The organism is Rhodococcus sp. IEGM 1366 (genome assembly GCF_033142425.1).
GTDB classification, from domain to species: Bacteria; Actinomycetota; Actinomycetes; order Mycobacteriales; family Mycobacteriaceae; genus Rhodococcus_F; species Rhodococcus_F globerula.
In genome coordinates this window covers 207,388-229,321 of record NZ_JAWLRZ010000004.1, presented here as the reverse complement: position 1 = coordinate 229,321, position 21,934 = coordinate 207,388, and the positions used below count along the sequence as shown (strand labels likewise).

Annotated in this window: 22 protein-coding genes; 8 read left to right on the top strand and 14 right to left on the bottom strand. The window is 63.1% G+C overall.

What is annotated here, in order from left to right:
- Nucleotides 1–2: 2 nt before the first annotated feature.
- Nucleotides 3–563: a TetR/AcrR family transcriptional regulator gene (locus R4P64_RS13800; protein ID WP_172936687.1), complete on the top strand. Its 561-nt coding sequence runs from the start codon at nt 3–5 to the stop codon at nt 561–563.
- Here the strand turns inward: R4P64_RS13800 and era are convergent.
- The 5 genes from era to R4P64_RS13775 form a co-directional block, all read right to left on the bottom strand.
- Nucleotides 560–1,477, bottom strand: coding sequence for a GTPase Era (gene era / locus R4P64_RS13795; protein ID WP_033232991.1), 918 nt, complete (start codon nt 1,475–1,477; stop codon nt 560–562). The genes R4P64_RS13800 and era overlap by 4 nt on opposite strands.
- Nucleotides 1,478–1,502: 25 nt before the next feature.
- A complete protein-coding gene (locus R4P64_RS13790; protein WP_033232990.1) occupies nt 1,503–2,807 on the bottom strand; it encodes a hemolysin family protein in 1,305 nt (434 codons plus the stop codon).
- A gap of 22 nt (nt 2,808–2,829) precedes the next feature.
- A complete protein-coding gene (ybeY, locus tag R4P64_RS13785; protein ID WP_033232989.1) occupies nt 2,830–3,372 on the bottom strand; it encodes an rRNA maturation RNase YbeY in 543 nt (180 codons plus the stop codon).
- 48 nt (nt 3,373–3,420) lie between these two features.
- On the bottom strand, nt 3,421–4,509 hold the full coding sequence (locus R4P64_RS13780) for a PhoH family protein (RefSeq protein WP_033232988.1): 1,089 nt from the start codon (nt 4,507–4,509) through the stop codon (nt 3,421–3,423).
- 99 nt (nt 4,510–4,608) lie between these two features.
- Nucleotides 4,609–5,289 carry a TetR/AcrR family transcriptional regulator gene (locus R4P64_RS13775; RefSeq protein WP_317821270.1) on the bottom strand — a complete coding sequence of 227 codons (681 nt, stop codon included), beginning with the start codon at nt 5,287–5,289 and terminating at the stop codon, nt 4,609–4,611.
- Between the two features lie 98 nt (nt 5,290–5,387).
- On the opposite strand from R4P64_RS13775, the gene R4P64_RS13770 reads away from it, so the two are divergent.
- Nucleotides 5,388–6,977 carry an MFS transporter gene (locus R4P64_RS13770; protein ID WP_317821268.1) on the top strand — a complete coding sequence of 530 codons (1,590 nt, stop codon included), beginning with the start codon at nt 5,388–5,390 and terminating at the stop codon, nt 6,975–6,977.
- Here the strand turns inward: R4P64_RS13770 and R4P64_RS13765 are convergent.
- From R4P64_RS13765 to hrcA, 5 genes are all read right to left on the bottom strand, one after another.
- Nucleotides 6,969–7,733: an alpha/beta hydrolase gene (locus tag R4P64_RS13765; RefSeq protein WP_317821266.1), complete on the bottom strand. Its 765-nt coding sequence runs from the start codon at nt 7,731–7,733 to the stop codon at nt 6,969–6,971. The genes R4P64_RS13770 and R4P64_RS13765 overlap by 9 nt on opposite strands.
- 14 nt (nt 7,734–7,747) lie before the next feature.
- Entirely contained in the window at nt 7,748–8,986 is a 1,239-nt protein-coding gene (locus R4P64_RS13760) for an Ig-like domain-containing protein (RefSeq protein WP_317821606.1), read from the bottom strand.
- 119 nt (nt 8,987–9,105) lie between these two features.
- Nucleotides 9,106–9,867: a 16S rRNA (uracil(1498)-N(3))-methyltransferase gene (locus R4P64_RS13755; RefSeq protein ID WP_317821264.1), complete on the bottom strand. Its 762-nt coding sequence runs from the start codon at nt 9,865–9,867 to the stop codon at nt 9,106–9,108.
- 2 nt (nt 9,868–9,869) lie between these two features.
- Entirely contained in the window at nt 9,870–11,021 is a 1,152-nt protein-coding gene (gene dnaJ / locus R4P64_RS13750; protein WP_033232981.1) for a molecular chaperone DnaJ, read from the bottom strand.
- Between the two features lie 79 nt (nt 11,022–11,100).
- Nucleotides 11,101–12,144: a heat-inducible transcriptional repressor HrcA gene (gene hrcA / locus R4P64_RS13745; protein ID WP_033232979.1), complete on the bottom strand. Its 1,044-nt coding sequence runs from the start codon at nt 12,142–12,144 to the stop codon at nt 11,101–11,103.
- A 99-nt stretch (nt 12,145–12,243) separates the two neighbouring features.
- On the opposite strand from hrcA, the gene R4P64_RS13740 reads away from it, so the two are divergent.
- Nucleotides 12,244–12,567, top strand: coding sequence for a type II toxin-antitoxin system VapB family antitoxin (locus tag R4P64_RS13740; protein WP_033232977.1), 324 nt, complete (start codon nt 12,244–12,246; stop codon nt 12,565–12,567).
- On the opposite strand, the gene R4P64_RS13735 is transcribed toward R4P64_RS13740, so the two are convergent.
- From R4P64_RS13735 to R4P64_RS13725, 3 genes are read right to left on the bottom strand one after another with little or no spacing between them, the layout of a single operon-like run.
- The gene (locus R4P64_RS13735; RefSeq protein ID WP_317821261.1) at nt 12,564–13,220 is read right to left on the bottom strand and encodes a CG0192-related protein; all 657 of its coding nucleotides are present in this window, start codon (nt 13,218–13,220) and stop codon (nt 12,564–12,566) included. The two genes, R4P64_RS13740 and R4P64_RS13735, sit on opposite strands and share 4 nt — an antisense overlap.
- A gap of 27 nt (nt 13,221–13,247) precedes the next feature.
- Entirely contained in the window at nt 13,248–14,057 is an 810-nt protein-coding gene (locus R4P64_RS13730) for an ABC transporter permease (RefSeq protein ID WP_317821260.1), read from the bottom strand.
- A complete protein-coding gene (locus tag R4P64_RS13725) occupies nt 14,054–15,001 on the bottom strand; it encodes an ATP-binding cassette domain-containing protein (protein ID WP_317821258.1) in 948 nt (315 codons plus the stop codon). Before R4P64_RS13725 ends, R4P64_RS13730 begins: the two co-directional genes overlap by 4 nt.
- A 94-nt stretch (nt 15,002–15,095) precedes the next feature.
- Between R4P64_RS13725 and R4P64_RS13720 the strand changes: the two genes are divergently transcribed.
- Both R4P64_RS13720 and R4P64_RS13715 read left to right on the top strand, forming a co-directional pair.
- On the top strand, nt 15,096–15,812 hold the full coding sequence (locus R4P64_RS13720; RefSeq protein ID WP_317821256.1) for a TetR/AcrR family transcriptional regulator: 717 nt from the start codon (nt 15,096–15,098) through the stop codon (nt 15,810–15,812).
- Nucleotides 15,813–16,068: 256 nt separating this feature from the next.
- The gene (locus R4P64_RS13715) at nt 16,069–16,881 is read left to right on the top strand and encodes a hypothetical protein (RefSeq protein ID WP_317821254.1); all 813 of its coding nucleotides are present in this window, start codon (nt 16,069–16,071) and stop codon (nt 16,879–16,881) included.
- Between the two features lie 4 nt (nt 16,882–16,885).
- Here R4P64_RS13715 and hemW read toward each other — a convergent pair whose 3' ends face one another.
- Nucleotides 16,886–18,088: a radical SAM family heme chaperone HemW gene (hemW, locus tag R4P64_RS13710; protein WP_317821252.1), complete on the bottom strand. Its 1,203-nt coding sequence runs from the start codon at nt 18,086–18,088 to the stop codon at nt 16,886–16,888.
- A gap of 471 nt (nt 18,089–18,559) precedes the next feature.
- Here hemW and R4P64_RS13705 point away from each other — a divergent pair, with 471 nt between their 5' ends.
- The 3 genes from R4P64_RS13705 to cysD are packed head-to-tail and all read left to right on the top strand — an operon-like array spanning nt 18,560 to nt 21,932.
- Nucleotides 18,560–20,290: a nitrite/sulfite reductase gene (locus tag R4P64_RS13705; protein WP_033232972.1), complete on the top strand. Its 1,731-nt coding sequence runs from the start codon at nt 18,560–18,562 to the stop codon at nt 20,288–20,290.
- Nucleotides 20,287–21,000, top strand: coding sequence for a phosphoadenylyl-sulfate reductase (locus R4P64_RS13700; RefSeq protein ID WP_045066981.1), 714 nt, complete (start codon nt 20,287–20,289; stop codon nt 20,998–21,000). The genes R4P64_RS13705 and R4P64_RS13700 overlap by 4 nt, the downstream gene beginning before the upstream one ends.
- Entirely contained in the window at nt 20,997–21,932 is a 936-nt protein-coding gene (gene cysD / locus R4P64_RS13695; protein WP_033233176.1) for a sulfate adenylyltransferase subunit CysD, read from the top strand. The genes R4P64_RS13700 and cysD overlap by 4 nt, the downstream gene beginning before the upstream one ends.
- Nucleotides 21,933–21,934 lie beyond the last annotated feature (2 nt).

The following is a 21,934-nucleotide window of genomic DNA, read 5'->3' as shown; positions in this document are numbered from 1 at the left end:
AAATGGCCGCAGTAGACATCCGAACAAGCATCCTCGACGCGGTACTTCACATCGTTGCCACCGAAGGTATCTCCGGTGTGAGTAACCGTCGCATTGCATCCGACGCCGGGGTGTCACTGGGTTCCGTCACGTATCACTTTCCGAGCCAGTCGGACATGCTCCGGGCCGCACTGTCCCGGTTTGCCGCCGAGGAGACTGCCCGCATTCTCGACCTCGTCGAGCAGTACCGCGACCAGGATTTGAGCGCGGAGGATGCGGAGGCCGCCACGGAGAGCATCGCGCAGGACATCGCTTTTGTGGTCGAGCGGATCGCACCGTTCGAAATGTTCGTCGCCGCAGGCCGCGATCACGAACTTCACCAGATAGCCGCGGAGTGTTTTGCGGCGTACGACTCTTTGGGAGTCGCAGTCCTGACCGCGCTCGGGGCACCTGATCCGGAATCCGTCGCGTCCTACCTCGTCGCGATGATCGTGGGCCTACAACTGCGCCGCCTGGCAACAGGTATCGACAACGCGGATGTTGCGTCGTCGATCCTGTTGGTACTCAAAGGGGCTGCGCCCTAGAACCCGAGCCGGCCCAACTGCTTGGGGTCGCGCTGCCAGTCCTTGGCAACCTTGACGTGCAACTCCAGGAAGATCCGCACACCGAGGAGCTTCTCGATCTGCAGACGCGCGCTGGTGCCGACTTCCCGTAGGCGCGCTCCGCCCTTGCCGATAACGATGCCCTTCTGGCTGGGCCGCTCGACATAGAGCAAAGCGTGGACGTCGAGCATCTCGCCCTGCTTCTCGGTGCGTCCTTCACGCGGAATGACCTCTTCGATCACGACGGCGAGAGAGTGCGGCAATTCCTCGCCCAGACCCTCGAGCGCGGCTTCACGGATGAGTTCGGCCATGAGCACCTCTTCGGGCTCATCCGTCAATTCACCGTCGGGGTAGAAGGCCGGACCCTCGTCCATCAGACCGGACAGCACGTCGACCAGGATCTCGACCTGCTCACCCGACTGGGCGGACACAGGCACAACTTCGCACTCGGGTCCGAGCAGGGTGGACAGTGCTAGCAACTGCTTGCCGACGGCGTCGCGGCTGACCTTGTCGATCTTGGTGACGATGCCGACCAGCGTCGTCTTTGGCGCCATCTGGCGGACCTGCTGCACGATCCAGCGGTCGCCGGGGCCGATGGGCTCGTCAGCCGGAATGCACAGGCAAATGACGTCGACCTCTGAGTACGTGTCACGAACCAGGTCGTTGAGGCGCTGGCCGAGCAGGGTGCGCGGCTTGTGCAGACCCGGAGTGTCCACCAGGATCAGCTGGGAATTCTCGCGGTGCACGATGCCGCGGATCGTGTGGCGCGTCGTCTGCGGACGCGAGGACGTGATGGCGATCTTGCTGCCGACCAACGCGTTCGTCAACGTGGACTTACCCGTATTGGGCCGGCCGACGAAACACACGAACCCCGACCGGAATTCCTTCTTACTCATACCTACTCCTCGTAGAACGTCTCGCTCAGTCATCGTTGTCTTCTGCCGCATCGTCTTCCGAGCGAGGCGCACGCTGCACAAAAACCGTGCTGATGCGCACACGTCCACGGCCGGTGTTCGTTCCCTCACCGCGCAGGATCAAACCGTCGTACTCCACCTCGGATCCGGGTAGCGGCACCCGGCCGAGCACGTAACCGATCAAACCGCCGACGGTCTCGACTTCGTCGTTCTCGAGTTCCAGATCGAACAGTTCGCCGAGGTCCTCGATGGGCAGGCGCGCCGAGACGCGGAACATCCCGTCACCGAGATCTTCGACGGGTGGTGTCTCGTCTTCGTCGTACTCGTCCGCGATCTCGCCGACGATTTCCTCGATGACGTCCTCGATGGTCGCGAGGCCGGCAATTCCGCCGTACTCGTCGACGAGGATCGCCATGTGGTTGCGGTCGCGCTGCATTTCGGCGAGCAGGCTGTCGAGTGGCTTGGAATCCGGAACGAATACCGCCGGACGCATCACCTCACAGACATTGACGCTGCGGCCGCCGTCGGGCAGGTGATAGGTCTGTTTCACCAGGTCTTTCAGGTACACGACACCAAGAACGTCGTCGACGTTCTCACCGATCACCGGTAGGCGCGAGTGTCCGCTGCGCACTGCCAACGATGTTGCCTGTCCGGCGCTCTTGTCGTTCTCGATCCACACCATGTCGGTGCGTGGCACCATGACCTCGCGGGCGGACGTGTCGCCGAGATCGAACACGGACTGGATCATGCGACGCTCTTCGTCGTCCACGACGCCGCGAGCCTGTGCCATGTCGACCAGTTCACGCAGTTCGATTTCCGACGCGAACGGGCCGTTCCGAAATCCTTTACCCGGCGTCAGCGCATTACCCAGAAGAATGAGGATGCGACTGACCGGCCCGAGAAGAACACCGATCCACAACAGCGGCAACGACGCCGTCAGAGCGATCGAGTACGCATGTTGACGACCAAGCGTCCTCGGCCCGACACCGATCACCACGTACGAGACCAACACCATGACAGCAGCCGTGGTTGTCAGAGCCCAGCCCATCGACATCACATCGATGAGTGCGCCTGCCAACACGACTGTTGCGGTGATCTCGCACAAAATGCGAAGCAACACCATGAGATTCACGTATCGCGGACGATCGGTCAGAATGCGTTGCACGCGCTCAGCGCCTGCTCGCTCCTCTTTTGCCATCTCGTCGATGCGTGCCGACGATATTGTGTTGAGCGCCGAATCCACGGCGGCGAAGAGTCCACCGACCGGGACCAGAGCAACGGCTAGTACCAACAGCGCGATTGCGCTACTCACTACAGATCCCCCGGCTGTTCGATTATCGGTCTGCGCCGTCGACGAACCCGGTCTTGCCGAGCAGTTTCTGATCTCGCTCCGCCAGCGCGGCCTCGCGTTCGATCCGACGCAAATCCTCGTACCACTCTTCCAGGAGACTGTTCTGCAGTCCGAACATCTCCTTCTCCTCTTCCGGCTCCGCGTGGTCGTAGCCGAGGAGGTGCAGCACCCCGTGGACCGTCAGCAACGCAAGCTCGTGGGCCAGTGAATGCCCGGCCTTGTCTGCCTGATCGGCCGCGAACGACGGGCACAGGACGATGTCGCCGAGCATCGACGGTCCGGGTTCCGGGGAGTCGGGGCGTCCGCCTGGCTCCAGTTCGTCCATCGGGAAGGACATGACGTCCGTCGGCCCCGGAAGATCCATCCACCGGACGTGCAGATCTGCCATCGTCGCGGAGTCGACGAGAACCATCGACAGCTCGGCCGCCGGATGGACATCCATCCGTGCGATCACGAAACGGGCGACACTGATCAACTCCGGTTCGGAGATGTCCATGCCCGATTCGTTCGAGACCTCGATGCTCATGTGCGACGCTCTTTCCTGGGAAAAGTAGGGGTTGGTGCGTCGCTCAGCCTACCGTCGAGGTGAATGAGCATGCGCAGCGCGGCGTTGTGCTCGGTTGCCGAGCCTCGGCTCCCCGTCGCGATCCGTTTCGTGGCGTTCGTAGGCGTCGACGATGTCGGAGACCAATCGATGGCGGACGACGTCGCTGCTGTCGAGCTTCGCGAAGTGGATATCGTTGATGCCCGTGAGGATTTCGGATGCCGCCCGTAGGCCCGATCGAGCACCGCCCGGGAGGTCGACCTGCGTGACGTCTCCGGTGACAACGATCTTGGATCCGAATCCGAGCCTGGTGAGGAACATCTTCATCTGTTCGGCCGTGGTGTTCTGCGCCTCGTCCAGGATGATGAACGCGTCATTCAGGGTGCGACCACGCATGTACGCCAGTGGCGCCACCTCGATGACCCCGGCTGCCATCAGTTTCGGAATGGCCTCGGGATCCATCATGTCGTGCAGTGCGTCGTGCAAGGGGCGCAGGTACGGATCGATTTTCTCGTGCAACGTGCCAGGCAGGAATCCCAACCGCTCGCCCGCCTCGACGGCCGGACGCGTCAGGATGATGCGTGAGACCGACTTGGACTGTAAGGCCTGCACAGCCTTGGCCATCGCAAGGTACGTCTTACCGGTGCCTGCCGGCCCGATGCCGAAGACGATGGTGTTCTCGTCGATCGCGTCGACGTAGCGCTTCTGGTTGAGCGTCTTGGGACGAATTGTCTTGCCGCGCCGCGACAAGATGTCGAGCGAGAGCACCTCGGCCGGGGACTCCCCGACCTCGTTGGTGAGCATGCCGATGGTTCTGCGGACGGCGTCGGGTGCGATGGGCTGCCCGCGCCTGGCCATCACGGCCAGCTCGGCGAATACCCGCTCCGCGAGGGCAACGTCGGCCGGTGTTCCGGACAGTGTGATGGTGCCGCCACGAACGTGAATATCGGCAGAAAGCTCACGTTCGATCGCGGTGAGGTTTTCGTCCGTCGATCCCAGGAGTTGACGCACGGTCTCCGGCGCCAGGTCCATACTCGATCGGACGGTGCGCTCTGCGGGCAGAGCGCGCTCGGTAACGGTGGATGTACGGTTGCCGCCGAACTCACTGTGTTCACTCACGTGGAGAATATGGCCTGCTTCCTGGTCCGAAAGAGCCCGCTCGACCCGAGGGCTCCGATACTTCGAAGTCTAGCGCCCGAGTCCGACACCGCCCACTTGTTAATCCTCGGGCGCAACGGGCGGCACTGACTTTCGGATCCATTTCCAGGCGTCCGCGACTATCTCCGCGCTGCGGTCCGGGCTGATCCCGACCAGGACGAGACACACGATCGCGAAGGACTCTCCCGAGTCCGTGATCACCCCACTGTTTGCCTGGTCGAACAGCGTGATGGTCACCGATTCGGTCATCGCTACCAAGGTTTCGGCCGGCAGATAGGTCGAGAAGATACCTTCTCGCTGGCCTTGCTCGACAACTCTGATGCTCAAGGCGCGAGCGGGTTCCATCAGGTCGAGGATGCGCTGCTCACCCAATTCCTTTCGGGCGAAGCTGAGCAGCACCCGGAACCGATCTCCCACCGGCCAGGCCAACAACGCCAGCACGGCGGTCGCAAGTTCCGGGTTCTCGGGCGGCTCCCCGGCGCGACTCAATGCCGCCACCAGATCAGCGGACGCCTCGTCCACGATTCCGTTGATCAGGGCGTCACGGCTCTCGAAGTGTGCGTACACGGTCCGCCGCACGACGCCGGCGGCTTTTGCGACGTCGTCCATGCTGGCGTCGGGATCGACTGCAAATGCTGTGATCGCCGCTTCGATGATGCGACTGCGGTTCGCCCGCGCCTGACTGCGTCGCTGCCGCGTTGCCGGCACAGCAGTTCCCGATTCCGTCAACGCGTTGTCCACCTTCCTCGTGTGATCTACATCAATGATAGTTGCACAATGGTGTGCAAGTTATTAACTTACACAGCACTGTGCAAATAGATCAGAAACGGAGTCGCGCCATGACAACACTCGTGAGCAAACCGGTCACAGAAATGGACCAGCCGTATCCACGGCGATGGGCCGCGCTCGGGGTGCTGTGTCTGAGCTTGCTGATCGTGGTCATGGCCAACACGGCACTGATCGTCGCGGCGCCGGACATGACCCGCGACCTCGGACTCACCAGCACACAACTTCAATGGGTCATCGACGGCTACACGGTCCCCTACGCCGCGTTGATGCTGCTGTTCGGCGTGATCGGCGACAAGTACAGTCGTCGCGGTGCACTCCTCGCCGGACTCGCGGTGTTCGCCGGCGGCGCAGTCTTCGGCAGCATTGCCGACACCACCACCGCCGTCATCGCGGCCCGCATGATCATGGGCGTCGGTGCCGCGATCATCATGCCCGCGACGCTGTCACTCCTGGTCGCGACCTTCCCGAAATCCGAACGCTCACGCGCTATCGCAGCGTGGGCAGCCACCTCGGGTCTTGCCATCGCGCTCGGCCCTCTGCTGGCCGGATGGATTCTCGAAAGTCATTCCTGGAGTGCCACATTCCTGATCAACGTTCCAATCGCAGCAGTTGCTGCCCTGGCCGCCGTATTCCTGGTGCCGCCGAGCAAGGCCGAGCACCTCGGTCGCATCGACTGGATCGGCGGCGCGCTGTCGGTCGTCACCATCGGCGCACTTGTCTACTCGATCATCAACGGCTTCCACTTCGGGTGGACCGCAGGACCCATCAGCGCAGCAGTGCTTGCCGCACTCGGCCTCACGATGTTTGTCGTCTGGGAACTGCGGCATCCCCAACCGCTCCTCGACGTCCGTAAACTCGGTCAGCGTGTGGTCGGCGGCGCCACACTTGCCGTACTGCTTCTGTTCCTGGCCGCATTCGGCGCTATCTACTACATCTCGCAGCAATTCCAGTTCATTCTCGGATACGGAGCACTCGAGACCGGTGTCCGTCTGTTGCCCTTGGCAATTGCCGTGTCGATCGGTGCGGTGGTCAGCGGCCGGATCACCCCGCTGATCGGTGTCCGCGCATCCATCGTCGGTGGCATGCTCATCGCTGCGATCGGCGTCCTCATCCTCACGCAGGTGGACGGCAACTCCGGCTACTGGATGTTCGCGGTCCCGCTGATCCTGCTCGGGCTCGGCATCGGCCTCAGTGAACCACCGGCCACCGACGCCATCATGGACAACTTCTCCGAGGACGATCTTGGCGGTGCCGGCGGTCTCAACGACACTGCCATCGAACTCGGCGGATCACTCGGAATTGCCATCCTCGGCTCGATTCTGGCTGCAAGCTACAAAGATTCGATAGCAGGATTCATCAGCGGAATGCAGGTCCCGCAACTGACCGGCGAACTGGCCGAGCAAGCCGCCTACGCACTCGAAGTGTCCGGAGAATCCGTCGGCGGCGCTTCCCTGGTCGCCGAAGAGATGGCCGACAATCCATTGGCCGCGGCTCGAGCTCAGCCGCTACTCGACGCAGCCGGTGCCGCGTATGCCGACGCGATCTCGGCCGCCAGTTGGGCGGGCGGCCTCGCACTGCTCGTCGGCGCGATCGTCGTCGCGTTCATCCTGCCGCGCAAAAAGGCTCTGGTATCAGTGTGACGTAGCCGGTGGGTCTTCCAGAACCAGTTCACGGGAGACCCTCCACGACTCGGCCCCGGGCGAGAGAAATGCATCGTGCCCCTCGCCCTCGACCACACGCAATGCCACGGGATCACCGGCTGCCTGCGCCGCTTTCACGTACCGCGCACTGACCTTGGCTGGGACTTGCAGATCATCGCTGCCCGTCACACATACGACGGGGACGCCGATCGGCAACCGATGTTGCGGCGACGCACTCCGATACAGATCCGGATCCGATTCGAAGGGGATGCCGAAAAGATCCTCGATGTAGCTGATACGTCGACCACGCTCGGCCGCCGACGCGAGATCCAGTGCAGCGGCTTGCGCGACAACGCGCTCCGGGCGCGTGAACACGTCCTTCTCCCCCGCCAGCCAGACCGCGAGGTGCCCACCGGCGGAGTGCCCGACAAGGCGAACCTGCGTCAGGTCGAACACGACGCCGGAAGCTTCGGCCACAATCCCGGGAATCGCGTCGTACGCGGTTTTCACGTCTGTGGACATCTCCGGCCAGCCGCCGCCGGCCCCAAGGCGCCGGTACTCGATGTTCCAGACCGCCACACCAGCTCGCGCGAGTTCGACGGCAAATGCAGTGCCGAGATTCAGTCCGTATTGCCCGCTCCAGAATCCGCCGTGGATTTGCATGACCACAGGAACTGGGCCGTCAACGGTATCGGGAACGTACAGATGACCGAACTGCTGACCGTGGGAACCGTAGGAGATCTTGATCCGAGACACCAGGAAAACCTAGCTCAGGCGAGGGCGCTGCCCGCGGCCCACTGGTCCCAGGACAGGCTCCAGTCGCCGTTCTGCCACACCTCGAGCGGAGCGCCACCGGTGTTCTTGATCTCGACAACGTCACCGGGCTGTGCGAAGTCGAAGAACCATTTGGCATTGGCCGCACTGAGATTGAGGCAACCGTGTGACGTGTCGGTGTTGCCCTGAGCCCAGACGGTGCTTTCCAACTCGTGCAGATAGATACCGTCGGTGCTGATACGCGTCGCCCAGTTGATGGTCTCTTTGTACCCGAGCCGGGAGTTGATGGGCAGACCGTACGTGGACGAGTCCATGATGACCGGGTTTGCCTTGTCCATGACGGTGTACGTGCCTGGTTGTGTCCAGAAGGACAGTGTGGTGTCGCCGATGGTTTCGGTTCCACCCATGCCCATGGACGTCGGCATTTCCTTGATCACCTGACCGTTTTCGTACACGGTCACCATCTTGGTGTTGTCGTCGGCAATGGAGATGTGGGAGTCACCGATCGTGAAGGCGACGGTGTCGTCCTGCTCGCCGTACAGACCCTTGCCTAACTCTTTGCCGTAGATGTTTGCGCTCACCGACACCGTGGTTCCCGGCGTGTAGTACTCCTGCGGGCGCCAGTGAACGTTCTGGCTGTCCACCCAGTACCAGGATCCGGTGACCGGCGGATTGGTCGTCACCAGTAGCGACTTCTCGGCAGCGGCCTTGTCTCCGATCGATTCGTCGAAGTGAACCGCAACGACGGTGCCGACGCCGTAAGTGCCGCCCTCGGAGATCGACGCGCCGCCGGTGGTGTTGATGTATGCCCGCGTTTGATTGCTCGGGGCGACCGTCGTGAGCGTCGTATTCTTGGTTGTGGCAACACCATTCGAGTCGACTGCATCGACAACCAGGTCGTAGGACTTGCCGTAGCCCAGTGGTTCACTCGGCTTCCACGCCGTCTTGTCCGGGGTGATGATTCCGGCGACGTCCTTACCCTCAGGGTTCGTGAGGGTGACACTGGTCAAAGTGCCTTTGGCGACCTCGACGGTGATGGGGTCGAGCGGGTTGATCGGAGTGCCGCCTTCTGCAGGCGACACCGAGATGACAGCGACGCTGGTTGCCGTGGTGGCAACAGCACTCGCAGCCGGATCGGCCTTGTCGTCAGTGGATACGGTGCACCCCGCAGCCAGCATCATTGCCGCGACGGCAGCCACCGCGCCTGCAACTCGCTTGTGCGCACGTGAGCGCATCATTCCTCCTGAGATTTCCGAACGAACCCGCGGAACGCCGCCGGGCAATTCAACGATAGTGGTCATGGCTGACACTTCGCTGAGCGCAAGGTCTCAATTGGCTTCAGATCACATACCGATCAGTGCAGCGGTCGTGGTCCCCAGCGATCGGTCAGAACACCGATGGCCCCCAATGCAACTGCGCCGGCCGTCGAGGTTCGCAGCACAGTCGGGCCGAGTAGCACGGGGGTTGCGCCCGCCTCCGAGAGTGCAGCGATTTCCGAGTCGTCGAGCCCACCTTCAGGTCCGACAACCAGAAATACTTCTTCCGCACTTGCCAGGGGAAGTGCCGCCAGCGCAGTGGTGGCCGACTCGTGCAGAACAGCTACCACGGCGCCGCGCGCAACGGCTTCGCGAACCACCGCAACCACAGCCGCGGTCTTGTGCAGCTCAGCGATCTCCGGAACAAATGCCCGGCGCGACTGCTTGGCCGCCGACACCGCGGCACTACGCCAACGAGCGACGCCTTTGGTGAGCTTCGCGCCTTCCCATTTGGCGACGCACCGCAGTGACTGCCACGGAATGACGGCATCGATACCGGCCTCGGTGGCCAACTCGACAGCCAACTCGGAACGCTCCGCCTTCGGCAATGCCTGAACGAGTGTCACCAGCGGCTTCGGTTGCTCGAGTACCTGTACGTCACTGACCAGAAGTTCCAAGCGGTCTTTCCCGGCTGCGATCACCTCGGCGTCGGCGACGCGGCCACGGCCGTCAGCCAGTACGAGGCGCTCACCGACACCGATCCGGCGGACGGTCGCCGCATGGCGACCCTCCGGACCGTCCAGAACCGCAGTCTCACCGACGCCCGGAACGGGGTCGAGGAAAAAGACCGTCGCAGCCACTGTCAGCGGCCGCTGAATGCTTCGCGAAGACGCGAGAACAACCCGCCACTGTTCTGCGACCCGGTGGAGACAACTTCGGCCTCGTCACGATCGCGGAGCAACTTGAATTCCTTGAGCAACTTGGACTGCTTGTTGTCGAGGCGGCTCGGGATGACCACTTCGAGGTGAGCGTGGAGATCGCCGCGCGTACCGGACCGCAACTTCGGCATACCGTGTCCGCGAACAACGGCGACGTGACCGGGCTGAGTTCCCGGCTCGATGACGATTTCCTTGGGGCCGTCGATGATGGTGTCAACGGTGACCGTCGTACCCAGCGCCGCATCGACCATGGGGACACGAATGGTGCAGTGCAGATCTTCGCCGTCGCGGACGAAGACCTCATGCTGCTGCTCGACGATCTCGACGTACAGGTCGCCGGGATGTCCACCGCCGGGGCCGACCTCACCCTGTGCGGTCAAACGGATACGCATGCCGCCTGCAACACCCGCCGGAACCTTCACGGTGATGTCGCGCTTCGCACGCACGCGGCCGTCGCCACCACACTTGTGGCACGGATCGGGAATGGTCTCGCCGGCGCCGCGGCACGTGGGGCACGGACGCGACGTCATGACCTGGCCGAGGAACGAACGCTGGACAGACTGCACTTCACCGGCGCCGTTACACGTCTCACAACGGACAGGCTTGGAATCACCGTTCGTGCCGGCGCCCGTGCAGCTGTCACACAGAATCGCGGTCTCGACGGTGACGTGCTTGCTGACGCCAGTCGCACATTCTTCGAGAGTCAGTTTGGTGCGCAGCAGGGAATCGGCACCGGGCTGCACGCGACCGCGAGGTCCACGGCCTGCGCCACCGCCGCCACCGAAGAACGCTTCGAAGACGTCGCCGAGGCCGCCGCCACCGAATCCACCGCCGAAGCCGCCACCGCCGCCCCCACCGGATTCGAGGGGATCGCCGCCGAGGTCCACGATGCGACGCTTCTCCGGATCGGTGAGAACCTCGTACGCCGTCGAGATCTCCTTGAACTGGGCCTGCGCTGCCTCGTCCGGGTTGACGTCAGGGTGCAGTTCGCGAGCCAGCTTGCGGTATGCGCGCTTGAGTTCCTGATCGGTCGCGTTCTTGTCGACGCCGAGCAATCCGTAGTAATCCCGTGCCACGTTTTTTCTCTCGTCCTTCTCTTACTTCTAGTTTTCCTCGTACCTCACGAAGAGGAACGTCGGCCTGCGGCGACGCACGTCATCGTTCGGAGAGGACTTCGCCGATGTATCTGGCAACGGCGGCAACCGATGCAATTGTTCCCGGATAGTCCATCCGAGTGGGACCGAGCACACCGACACCACCGAAAACGGTACCGGCCGCACCGTAGCCCGTCGAAATCACGGAGGTCCCGCGCATTTGCTCGACCTGAGTTTCTTCACCGATCCGGACAGTGACCATCCCGGCGTTCTGGGTCGATGCCAGCAGTTTCAGCACCACTACCTGCTCTTCGAGCGCTTCGAGAACCGCCCGCAACGAACCCGGGAATCCGGCCAGGCCGGAGAAGTCGGAGGCGTTGCGCGTCAGGTTGGCCGTTCCGCCGAGGACAAGACGCTCCTCGGGATGCTCGACCAGCGTCTCGACCAGGATCGTCGCGGACCGGACAACGGCGTCGCGCAAATCGTCGGGAGCCTCGTCGGCCAGTTCGGAGACGGCGATGGAGGCTGCTGCCAGACGCTTGCCTTCCAGCGCGCCGCCCAGCAATGCACGCAACCTGGACAGATCCTCGTCCACCAGAACGTCACCCAACTCGACGATGCGCTGATCGACGCGCCCGGAGTCGGTGATGAGAACGAGAAGCAACCTCGCCGGGGTCAACGCCACCACTTCGAGATGACGGACCGACGACGCCGAGAGTGTCGGGTACTGAACTACGGCTACCTGCCGGGTCAACTGAGCCAGCAGACGCACACCGCGCCGCAGCACGTCGTCGAGGTCGACGCCGGATTCCAGAAATTCCAGAATGGCGCGACGCTCGGGCCCGGACAGCGGTTTGACGTCGGCTATGCGGTCGACGAACTCACGGTATCCCTTGTCTGTCGGCACGCGCCCAGAACTGGTGTGGGGTTGGGCGATGTAGCCCTCGGCTTCGAGAAACGCCATGTCGTTGCGCACGGTGGCACTCGACACACCAAGGTTGTGACGCTCGACCAGAGCCTTCGATCCGACCGGATCCTGCGTGGAAACGTAGTCCGCGACAATTGCGCGCAGAACCTCGAATCGCCTGTCGTCGGTACTCGACATCGTTGCGACCTCCGTTTCCCGCGCGCTGTGTGCACTGATCTCAACTGGCAGTCTAATCGCCCGAGCGCCAGTCTCGGGTGGTGGCCTTACTGTGGAGTCATGATTTTCAAGGGCGTGATGGACGGCAAGCCGTATCCCGACCACGGACTGTCCCTTCGTGACTGGTCCAAATTTCCGCCGCGTCAGGTCCGGCTCGACGAGATCGTGACCACCACCAAGGTCCTCGAGCTTGACCGCCTTCTGTCGGAGGATTCCACGTTCTACGGCGATCTCTTCCCACACGCCGTCCAGTGGAAGGGCACCTTGTACCTCGAAGACGGCCTGCACCGGGCGGTGCGTTCAGCACTGCGGAATCGCGTCGTTCTCCATGCGCGAGTCTTCGACTACGACGCGATGCCCGGAATTATCGAAGGTTCGCACTAACCGATCTGCAGCGACGCGAGCAAGGCACGCTCAGCCTGGCCGGGCCACGTTCCGGCCAGGGTGAGTTCACCCAATTCAGCGCCGGCGTCGATCACTCTGAACACCGTCAGTTCCAGCGTCCCGGATGTGATCGTTGTTGCCGAACCCATCGTTGTTGCCGAACCCATCGTTGTTGCCGAACCCACGGAGGAGCAGTTCACCGCCCTAATCGATGGAACGTCTCCGGACCCGCTACCCAACACATGTGTTGTGACCTCACGGGCATTGCCGGGGTCAGCGAACTCCAGCGCCGCTTCGGTTCCTCCGGTGACGATGGTCGTTGCCAGTGCGCGGACATACACCGGATCGCAGCACGCGTCGTACACCCAGCGCTGTCCCAGGACGGAATGGTCCATGGTGGAGATCAGGAAGGCTTCCGCCCCGGCGAGTGGAGCACCTCGATACGTGAGCGGGATCTGGAGAACCGCTCCGTCCGCAGTGCGGAGCAGATGCGTCTCGATGCCGACCTCGCCGTCCGGATCATCGAAGCGGTACGCGTCGATGTGCTCGAGGCTCGAGGTATCGGCGGATCCGACCCACGGTTGCCCAGGCACCCAAGCCCTGAGCAGTTCGATCTTCGACGGATTCAATTGCGCACTGTGTATGAGGGCCACGCAGGTGAGGTTACTGCGACAGCGCGGTTACTGCGATGACGAGTAGCGCCGCACTGCAATCGGGATCGCGACCGCTAGCAGCACCGCAGTCCACCCGAACGCCGCGGCAACGGGATGCTGCATGGGCCACGATGCATCGGGCGCAACACTGGTACCCGAACCGAACAGCTCACGCAGCGCCGCGACCACCGCACTGACGGGATTCCACTCGGCCACCGTTGCAACAACACTCGGCATGGTCTCGGTGGGGACAAAGACGTTCGAGAGCATGATCGTCCCGAAGATCAGCGGGGCGAGCTGTTGGAGCATCTGCTCGTCCCGGATGGCACTGCCGAGTACGATCCCGAGCCACGCGAGTGCCCACCGGAATGCGACGAGGAGCACTAGCGCAAGCGCCACGTCTGTGGCCGACGCGTCGATCCGCCATCCCGACAGATACCCGACTCCCGCCATAGCGGCCAAAGCCACTGCGCCGGTGACGGTTTCCGCCAGTGCCAGACCCGCGGGCATAGCAACAGGATGGATGGGCAATGCACGAAGTCGATCGGTCAGGCCGCTGTGCAGATCGGCATTCACTGTCGAAGCGGTGACCACCAAGCCCATCGACGCAACAAGGACAAGTACACCCGGAGTGAGATACGACCGATACGCGGCCCCGTCGGCGCCACCGGACAGTGCACCACCGAAAACGAAACCGAACAGCAGCATCATGCCAAGGGGCGCAGCAAGAGTCACTGCAACCAGTGCGGGCGCGTGGCGATACACCGCAACGATCCGCATGAACAGAATTCGGGTGCCGGTAAACGCCGAGACGGCACTTCGGGTGGGCGTGGTCATGCGGAAATCCTCTCGCTGGTGTGGCCGGTGAGGGCCAGGAAGGCGTCGTCGAGTGTTGCCCGGCGACGCCCGATGTCCTGCACGGCAATTCCGGCGTCGTCGAGCGCCCGCAGTATCGGCAGCAGCGCGATCGACTGCCCGTCGAAGGCAAAGGACAGTTCCGTCGCCGAATCGTGAGAAGCACCTGGCCGGCCGCCGAATCGCCCGACAATCTCGGCGACCTCACCACATCGGTGCCCGTCGGCGATCACCACGTCGAGACCTGTTCCCACAGCCTCGACGATCTCGTCCGGGGTTCCGGCAGCAACTACTTTTCCGGCGTCGATGATGGTGACGCTGTCCGCCAGCTTGTCGGCCTCGTCGAGGTATTGGGTGGTCAGTACGACGGTCGTGCCGTCGTTCACGAAACTTCGTACGTATTCGTAGATTTCGTGTCGGCTTCGCGGATCGAGACCTGTCGTCGGTTCGTCGAGGAACAGAACGGCCGGGCGCACCACCATTCCCGCGACGATGTCGAGTCGCCTTCGCATGCCGCCGGAATACGTCTGCACCTGCCGGTCGGCAGCATCGAGGAGTTCAAATCTTTCTAGTAGTTCCCCCACATGCAGACGCGCAGCCTTAGCCGCATATCCATTGAGCCGAGCACACATAGCGAGATTCTCGGCGCCGGTCAGACGAGGATCCACGGCATGAAATTGTCCGACCAGTCCGATGTTCTTCTTCACCTGCGCGGCGGCCAGGACTGTGTCGAAACCGAGAACACGAGCGCTGCCCGCACTGGGCCGCAACAGCGTGGCAAGCATCCGCACGATCGTCGTCTTGCCGGAACCGTTCGGTCCGAGCAACGCATGAACAGTCCCCGCGGGGACGCTCAGATTCACGCCGTCGACCACCGTGCGTTTTCCGTAACACCTGGTGAGTGATTCCGCTTCGATAGCCGGCACGTCTACCTCCTCAATTGGGAACACTGTTCGCAATTAGAGAATAGACAACTGCGAACAGCGTTCGCAACTACCGAAGTGGGGCATGCTTGGTGCTATGACCAACGCCGGACCACCGGCCTCGCTGTGGCTGCGAGGCGAGGACACCAAACGAGGACCCCGCCCGGCTTACACGCTGGAACAACTTGCCGACACGTGCGTCCGAATCGCCGACGACCAGGGGCTCCGCGCAGTGTCGATGCGCGGTGTCGCACAAGAACTGGGCACGGCCGCCGCGTCGTTGTACCGGTACGTCAACGGCAAGGACGACCTGATGGCACTCATGGCCGACTCCGTCGGGGCCGAATACGACTACCCGCCACTGACCGGAGACGTGCGCACCGACGTCCTCGCCATCGCCGTGCAGTCGCGGGCGATTCACCGCCGACACCCTTGGCTCAGTCAGATCCAGCCGACCGGCCTCGGCCCGCAGTCGATGCGCTACCTCGACCAGATGGTCGGCGCGCTGTCACCGACCGGCCTGAGTGCACCGGCGACGATGACCGGAATCGCACTACTCACAGGCTGGGTTACCAGCTTCGCAGCGCAAGAATCTGCGGGAATGTCCGCCGGCTCCTCTGCCAACAGCGGGGCCGAACACATCGGCGCACTACTCGCCCACGGCGACTATCCGCACCTGGCGGCACTGTATGCGAGCACCGATATCAGCACACCCACAACAGAATCAGCACCCACAACAGAATCGATAGACAACAACACGGCATTCGAAGCCGGAATCGACGCACTACTGTTCGGCATCGCCCCGAATAATTGAGCCCCTACCACCACATCGCAGTGGCCAGTTTCGTCCACAGGTACACAGCGGACAGAAATGGCCCTAAATAATGCGTGCTTTTGACCGAACTGTCCGTTATCTTTGCTCAGTGGTTACCTACGGTGCCACACCGCCCCTGTGCGGGATTTTGCCGCAGAGAGGCACAGTCATGGTTCACCGGCGCCGATTACGCCCTGTCGGTCGTTTACAGGGTCTCGCCGTCGTATTGACTGGAGGTGTGCTCACTCTTGCTGCTGTGGCAATCGCTGCGGCCGGACCAGATGACATGCCGGTCGAACCACTCGGAAACGTGGCCTCCTGGGGATGGGACGGCTCCGCCCTCGCCGCGAAGGCCCCTCGAGGTAGTGGCTTCACCGCCTACGCCGAAGGCGGCAGCCATTCGCTGGCGCTGAAATCCGACGGCACCATCACATCCTGGGGAAACGACGGCTCCAAGCTGGTCACGAACACCCCCACCGGTAGCGGCTTCACCGCCATCGCCACCGGCACCTACCATTCGGCGGCACTGAAATCCGACGGCACCATCACGTCCTGGGGCTGGGACACCTATAAACAGGTCACAAACACACCTACCGGCAGCGGGTTTACCGCCATCGCCGCCGGAGACAGCCATTCGGTGGCGCTCAATGCCGACGGCACCATCACATCCTGGGGAGACGACGGCTTCAACCAGGTCACGAACACCCCCACTGGAAACGGCTTCACCGCCATCGCCGCCGGCAACTACCACTCGGTGGCATTGAAATCCGACGGCACCGTCGTCTCCTGGGGAGGCGACAGCCACCGGGTGGTCACCGGCTCTCCTCGGGGCAGCGGTTTTACTGCGGTCGCCGCCGGCGCACACCATTGCGTGGCACTGAAATTCGACGGCACCATCACCTCGTGGGGCTGGGACAACGACAAGCAGGTCACGAATACGCCCAGGGGTAGCGGCTTCACCGCCGTCAGTGCCGGCGCCAACCATTCGTCGGCCCTGAAATCCGACGGCACCATCATCTCCTGGGGCGATGACAACTTCACTCAGGTGACAAACGCCTACCCGAAGTAGCTACTCAGGTCAGTACCGTGCGGATGACGGCGTCGGCAAGTAGCCGACCACGATCGGTCAGGATCAGATGGCCGTCGTCGACGATCGCCAAACCGTCGACGACAACCTGATCGGCCGAATCGCGTTCGGACACAGTTAATTCCGATAACGGCAGGCCGGTGCGCAACCGTGCGGTCAGCATCACCCGCTCCATGTGAATGTCGTCGGCGGACAGTTCCTCACTGCCACCGACGGGCAGTTGACCCTGTGCGAGTTGCTCCGCGTAGCGCGCCGGGTGCTTGACGTTCCACCACCGCACTCCGCCGACGTGACTGTGCGCGCCGGGACCGGCACCCCACCAGTCGCCGCCGTCCCAATAACCGAGGTTGTGACGGCAACGGGTATCCCCGGATTCGACCGTTTCCGCCTTCGCCCAATTGGAGACCTCGTACCAGGACAATCCAGCCTCGGACAGCCGCGCGTCGATCCATTCGTACCGCGACGCCAACACATCGTCGTCGGGCGCGGGCAATTCACCACGGCGAACCTTGCGCGCCATCGCAGTGCCGTCCTCCACGATCAGCGCATAGGCCGAGACGTGATCGACGTCGGCGGAAAGAACTGCATCCAAGGAAGCATCGAGATCAATATCCCGCTCCCCCGGCGTTCCGTAGATCAAGTCGAGGTTCACGTGCGCAAACCCTGCCGCGCGCGCCTCTTTTGCGGCCGCTACTGCCCGGCCCGGTGTGTGCGTGCGGTCCAGGATCTTGAGCACATGCTGGGCCGCCGACTGCATACCGAGAGAAATTCGCGTGAAACCGGCGCTGCGCAGGGCGTCGAAAAACTCCGGCGACGTCGATTCGGGATTCGATTCCGTCGTGACCTCGGCACCGGGAGCCAGACCGAAACTGCTCCGCACCGCCCCGAGCACCTCGGACAGACCGTCGCCGCCCAGCAGCGACGGGGTTCCGCCACCGACAAACACCGTCTCGGCCGCCGGTGCTCCGGTCATCTGCGCCGCGAGGTCGAGTTCGCGTTTGAGCCCTTCAAGCCAGGACTGCGGCGACGCCGAGGTCCCCAACTCGCCCGCGGTGTACGTGTTGAAGTCGCAGTAGCCACATCGCGTCGCACAGAACGGGACGTGGACATAGATCCCGAACGGCCGCGTCCCGACGCCCTCGAGCGAGCGAGCGGGCAACACGAAGGGGGTTGTAGCGGTGACATTCACTCCACCAGTCTCCCAGCATCGCGCGTGCCGACCTATTCGCCGACCTGGCCGGACCACCAAGTCCCCTGAGCACGCTATTTCCCCCATTTTTCGTGGAAATAGGTCCCCGAGTCGGAATTATCGAGTTGACGTGGCACAATGGTCCGCATGACCGGACCAGGAGTACGACTTGTGGCGCGTCGCCACGTCGACTTCAAGCGCGTGTGCAGTTCCACGTGTCTGCACTGCTGTTGCTGTTGATCTTCAACTGATCAACAAGCCTTCCCCGCTCATCTCCACCTGTTTCCCCAGCCTTCAGCGTTTCCGCTGCCTGCTTGGTGAGCACATCTGCCGGCCGCAAGCCTTTCGAGCCCGAGGACAGCCCCCTCACTCGACACGGTCCGGTGCACCCCGATCGGACAGAGTCACAATGCTGCAGCGTTTGCGTGCCTCGTGCCTGATCAACACCGCCGAAGATCCAGGAGTTCATCGATGACGTCGACAACCGACGCCGCCCCGACTGCCGATTCGGCAGCGCCCGCCGAGGCACGGCCCGCTCGCGCTGCTCGCCCCACGAAGCAGCGCGCCGAAGGTCAGTGGGCCCTCGGATACCGCGAGCCGCTCAACGCCAACGAGCAGGCCAAGAAGGACGACAACCCGCTCAACGTGCGAGCGCGCATCGAGAACATCTACTCGAAGCAGGGTTTCGACAGCATCGACAAGAGCGACCTGCGCGGCCGGATGCGGTGGTGGGGCCTCTACACCCAGCGAGAGCAGGGATACGACGGCACCTTCACCGGCGACGAGAACCTCGATCTCCTCGAGGCCAAGTACTTCATGATGCGAGTGCGCTGCGACGCCGGCGCTCTCAACGTCGAGCAACTGCGCACCATCGCCGGTATCTCGAAGGAGTTCGGCCGCAACACCGCAGACCTCTCCGACCGTGAGAACGTTCAGTTCCACTGGATCGAGATCGAGAACGTCCCGGAGATCTGGAAGCGTCTCGAAGACGTCGGACTCAAGACCACCGAAGCCTGCGGTGACTGCCCCCGCGTTGTCCTCGGTTCTCCCCTGGCCGGCGAATCGTTCGACGAAGTCCTCGATCCCACTCCGGCGATCGACGAGATCGTGCGCCGCTACATCGGCGACCCCAAGTACTCCAACCTGCCGCGCAAGTTCAAGACCGCCATCTCCGGTCAGCAGGATGTTGTTCACGAGATCAACGACATCGCCTTCATCGGCGTGAACCACCCCGAGCACGGCCCCGGCCTCGACCTCTGGGTCGGCGGCGGACTGTCCACCAACCCGATGCTCGCGCAACGCGTCGGCGCCTGGATTCCGCTCGACGAGGTTCCCGACGTCTGGGAAGGTGTTGTCTCGATCTTCCGCGACTACGGCTACCGTCGTCTGCGCGCGAAGGCCCGGCTCAAGTTCCTCATCAAGGACTGGGGCATCGAGAAGTTCCGCGAAGTTCTCGAGACCGAGTACCTGAAGCGTCCGCTCATCGACGGTCCCGCACCGGAGAAGCCCACGCGCCCGATCGATCACGTCGGCATCCAGAAGACCCGAAACGGCCTCAATGCCGTCGGTTTCGCGCCGATCGCCGGCCGAGTGTCCGGCGATATCCTGGCGCAGGTCGCCGACGCAGCAGAGAAGGCCGGCAGCGACCGGATCCGCTTCACCCCGTACCAGAAGCTCATCATCCTCGACGTTGCAGACAACACGCTCGAGCCGCTGATCGCCGACCTCGACGCACTGGGCCTTCCCGCCCGTCCGTCGCACTGGCGCAAGAACCTGATGGCCTGCTCCGGCATCGAGTTCTGCAAGCTCTCGTTTGCCGAGACCCGCAAGCGCTCACAGGTTCTCGTTCCGGAACTCGAAGAACGTCTGGCCGACATCAACAGCCAGCTCGACGTGCCGATCACCATCAACATCAACGGCTGCCCCAACTCGTGCGCCCGCTCGCAGGTCGCGGACATCGGCTTCAAGGGCCAGCTCGTCGACGACGGTGACGGGAATCAAGTGGAGGGTTTCCAGGTTCACCTGGGAGGCAGCCTCGGATTCGACAGCGCCTTCGGACGCAAGCTGCGCCAGCACAAGGTCACCAGCGTCGAGATGGGTGACTACATCGACCGCGTCGTACGTCAGTTCGCGAAGAACCGCAACGAAGGTGAGCGGTTCGCCGAATGGGCAGTGCGAGCAGACGAAGGAGATTTGCGATGACAGTGGACATTTCGCGAGCAACCGTCGACGAGCTTCGGGCGATCGCCGAACGCGGTGCCGTAGAACTCGACGGAGCCAGCGCGCAGGAACTGTTGCAGTGGACCGAGGACACGTTCGGCGACTCGTACATCGTTGCATCGAATATGCAGGATGGAGTGCTGGTTCACCTTGCCGCACAGGTACATCCGGGCGTCGACGTACTTTTCCTCGACACCGGCTACCACTTCCCCGAGACCATCGGCACGCGTGACGCTGTCGAGCAGGTGTACGGCGTCAACGTCATCAACGCTCGCGCATTGGCAAGCGTCGGCGAGCAGGACATCGCGGAGGGCAAGGACCTCTTCGCCCGCGATCCCAACCGTTGCTGCGCACTTCGCAAGGTCGCGCCGCTCAAGCAGACGTTGTCCGGCTACAGCGCCTGGGTTACCGGCATCCGCCGCGTCGAAGCTCCTACTCGCGCCAACGCTCCGCTGATCTCCTTCGACGAGGGCTTCGGACTCGTCAAGATCAATCCGATCGCTCCGTGGTCGGACGAGGAGATGCAGAACTACATCGACACCCATTCCATCCTCGTCAATCCGCTTGTCGACGAGGGCTATCCATCCATCGGCTGCGCGCCCTGCACCAGCAAGCCAGCCCCCGGCAGCGATCCGCGTAGCGGTCGTTGGGCCGGTGCCTCCAAGACAGAATGCGGGTTGCACGCATCATGACAGTTGACTTGACACTTTCACGTCCTCAGCTCGACGGCACACAGTTCGATACTCTCGACGCCCTCGAGTCCGAAGCGATCCACATCTTCCGAGAGGTGGCCGGCGAGTTCGAACGCCCGGTCATCCTGTTCTCGGGCGGCAAGGACTCCACGGTGCTTCTGCACCTGGCGATCAAGGCCTTCTGGCCTGCACCGCTGCCATTCACGCTGCTGCACGTCGACACCGGCCACAACCTGCAGGAAGTCCTCGACTTCCGTGACCACGTCGTGGCGAAGTACAACCTGCGCCTGCACGTGGCCAGCGTCGAGGAGTACATCGCGGACGGTCGCCTCACCGAGCGTCCCGACGGTATCCGCAACCCGCTGCAGACCGTTCCGTTGCTGGACGCGATCTCCGAGAACCGCTTCGACGCCGTCTTCGGTGGCGCTCGCCGCGACGAAGAGCGGGCCCGCGCCAAGGAGCGAATCTTCTCCTTGCGCAACGCTTTCGGCCAGTGGGATCCCAAGAAGCAGCGCCCGGAACTGTGGAACCTGTACAACGGTCGCCACTCCCCCGGCGAGCAGGTCCGCGTCTTCCCGCTCAGCAACTTCACCGAGCTCGATATCTGGCGCTACATCGCCCGCGACAACGTCGAACTCGCCAGCATCTACTACGCCCACCAGCGTCCGGTGTACCAGCGCGACGGCATGTGGATGACCCCCGGCGTCTGGGGCGGACCGGCCGAAGGCGAAGAGCTGCAGACCCTTTCGGTGCGTTACCGCACCGTCGGCGACGGTTCGACCACCGGTGCCGTTCTCTCCGATGCAGCCGACAATGAAGCCATCCTGGCCGAGGTTGCGGCATCACGTTTGACCGAGCGCGGCGCGACCCGCGGCGACGACCGAGTTTCCGAAGCGGCCATGGAAGACCGCAAGCGAGAGGGCTATTTCTGATC

What these genes read in the sequence shown, in the direction of transcription:
- R4P64_RS13800 (WP_172936687.1), top strand. Translation starts at nt 3, where the DNA reads ATGGCCGCAGTAGACATCCGAACAAGCATCCTCGACGCGGTACTTCAC.
- R4P64_RS13705 (WP_033232972.1), top strand. Translation starts at nt 18,560, where the DNA reads ATGACGTCGACAACCGACGCCGCCCCGACTGCCGATTCGGCAGCGCCC.
- hrcA (WP_033232979.1), bottom strand. Translation starts at nt 12,144, where the DNA reads ATGTCGAGTACCGACGACAGGCGATTCGAGGTTCTGCGCGCAATTGTC.
- era (WP_033232991.1), bottom strand. Translation starts at nt 1,477, where the DNA reads ATGAGTAAGAAGGAATTCCGGTCGGGGTTCGTGTGTTTCGTCGGCCGG.
- R4P64_RS13700 (WP_045066981.1), top strand. Translation starts at nt 20,287, where the DNA reads ATGACAGTGGACATTTCGCGAGCAACCGTCGACGAGCTTCGGGCGATC.
- R4P64_RS13740 (WP_033232977.1), top strand. Translation starts at nt 12,244, where the DNA reads ATGATTTTCAAGGGCGTGATGGACGGCAAGCCGTATCCCGACCACGGA.
- cysD (WP_033233176.1), top strand. Translation starts at nt 20,997, where the DNA reads ATGACAGTTGACTTGACACTTTCACGTCCTCAGCTCGACGGCACACAG.
- ybeY (WP_033232989.1), bottom strand. Translation starts at nt 3,372, where the DNA reads ATGAGCATCGAGGTCTCGAACGAATCGGGCATGGACATCTCCGAACCG.
- R4P64_RS13730 (WP_317821260.1), bottom strand. Translation starts at nt 14,057, where the DNA reads ATGACCACGCCCACCCGAAGTGCCGTCTCGGCGTTTACCGGCACCCGA.
- R4P64_RS13720 (WP_317821256.1), top strand. Translation starts at nt 15,096, where the DNA reads ATGACCAACGCCGGACCACCGGCCTCGCTGTGGCTGCGAGGCGAGGAC.
- R4P64_RS13770 (WP_317821268.1), top strand. Translation starts at nt 5,388, where the DNA reads ATGACAACACTCGTGAGCAAACCGGTCACAGAAATGGACCAGCCGTAT.
- R4P64_RS13760 (WP_317821606.1), bottom strand. Translation starts at nt 8,986, where the DNA reads ATGCGCTCACGTGCGCACAAGCGAGTTGCAGGCGCGGTGGCTGCCGTC.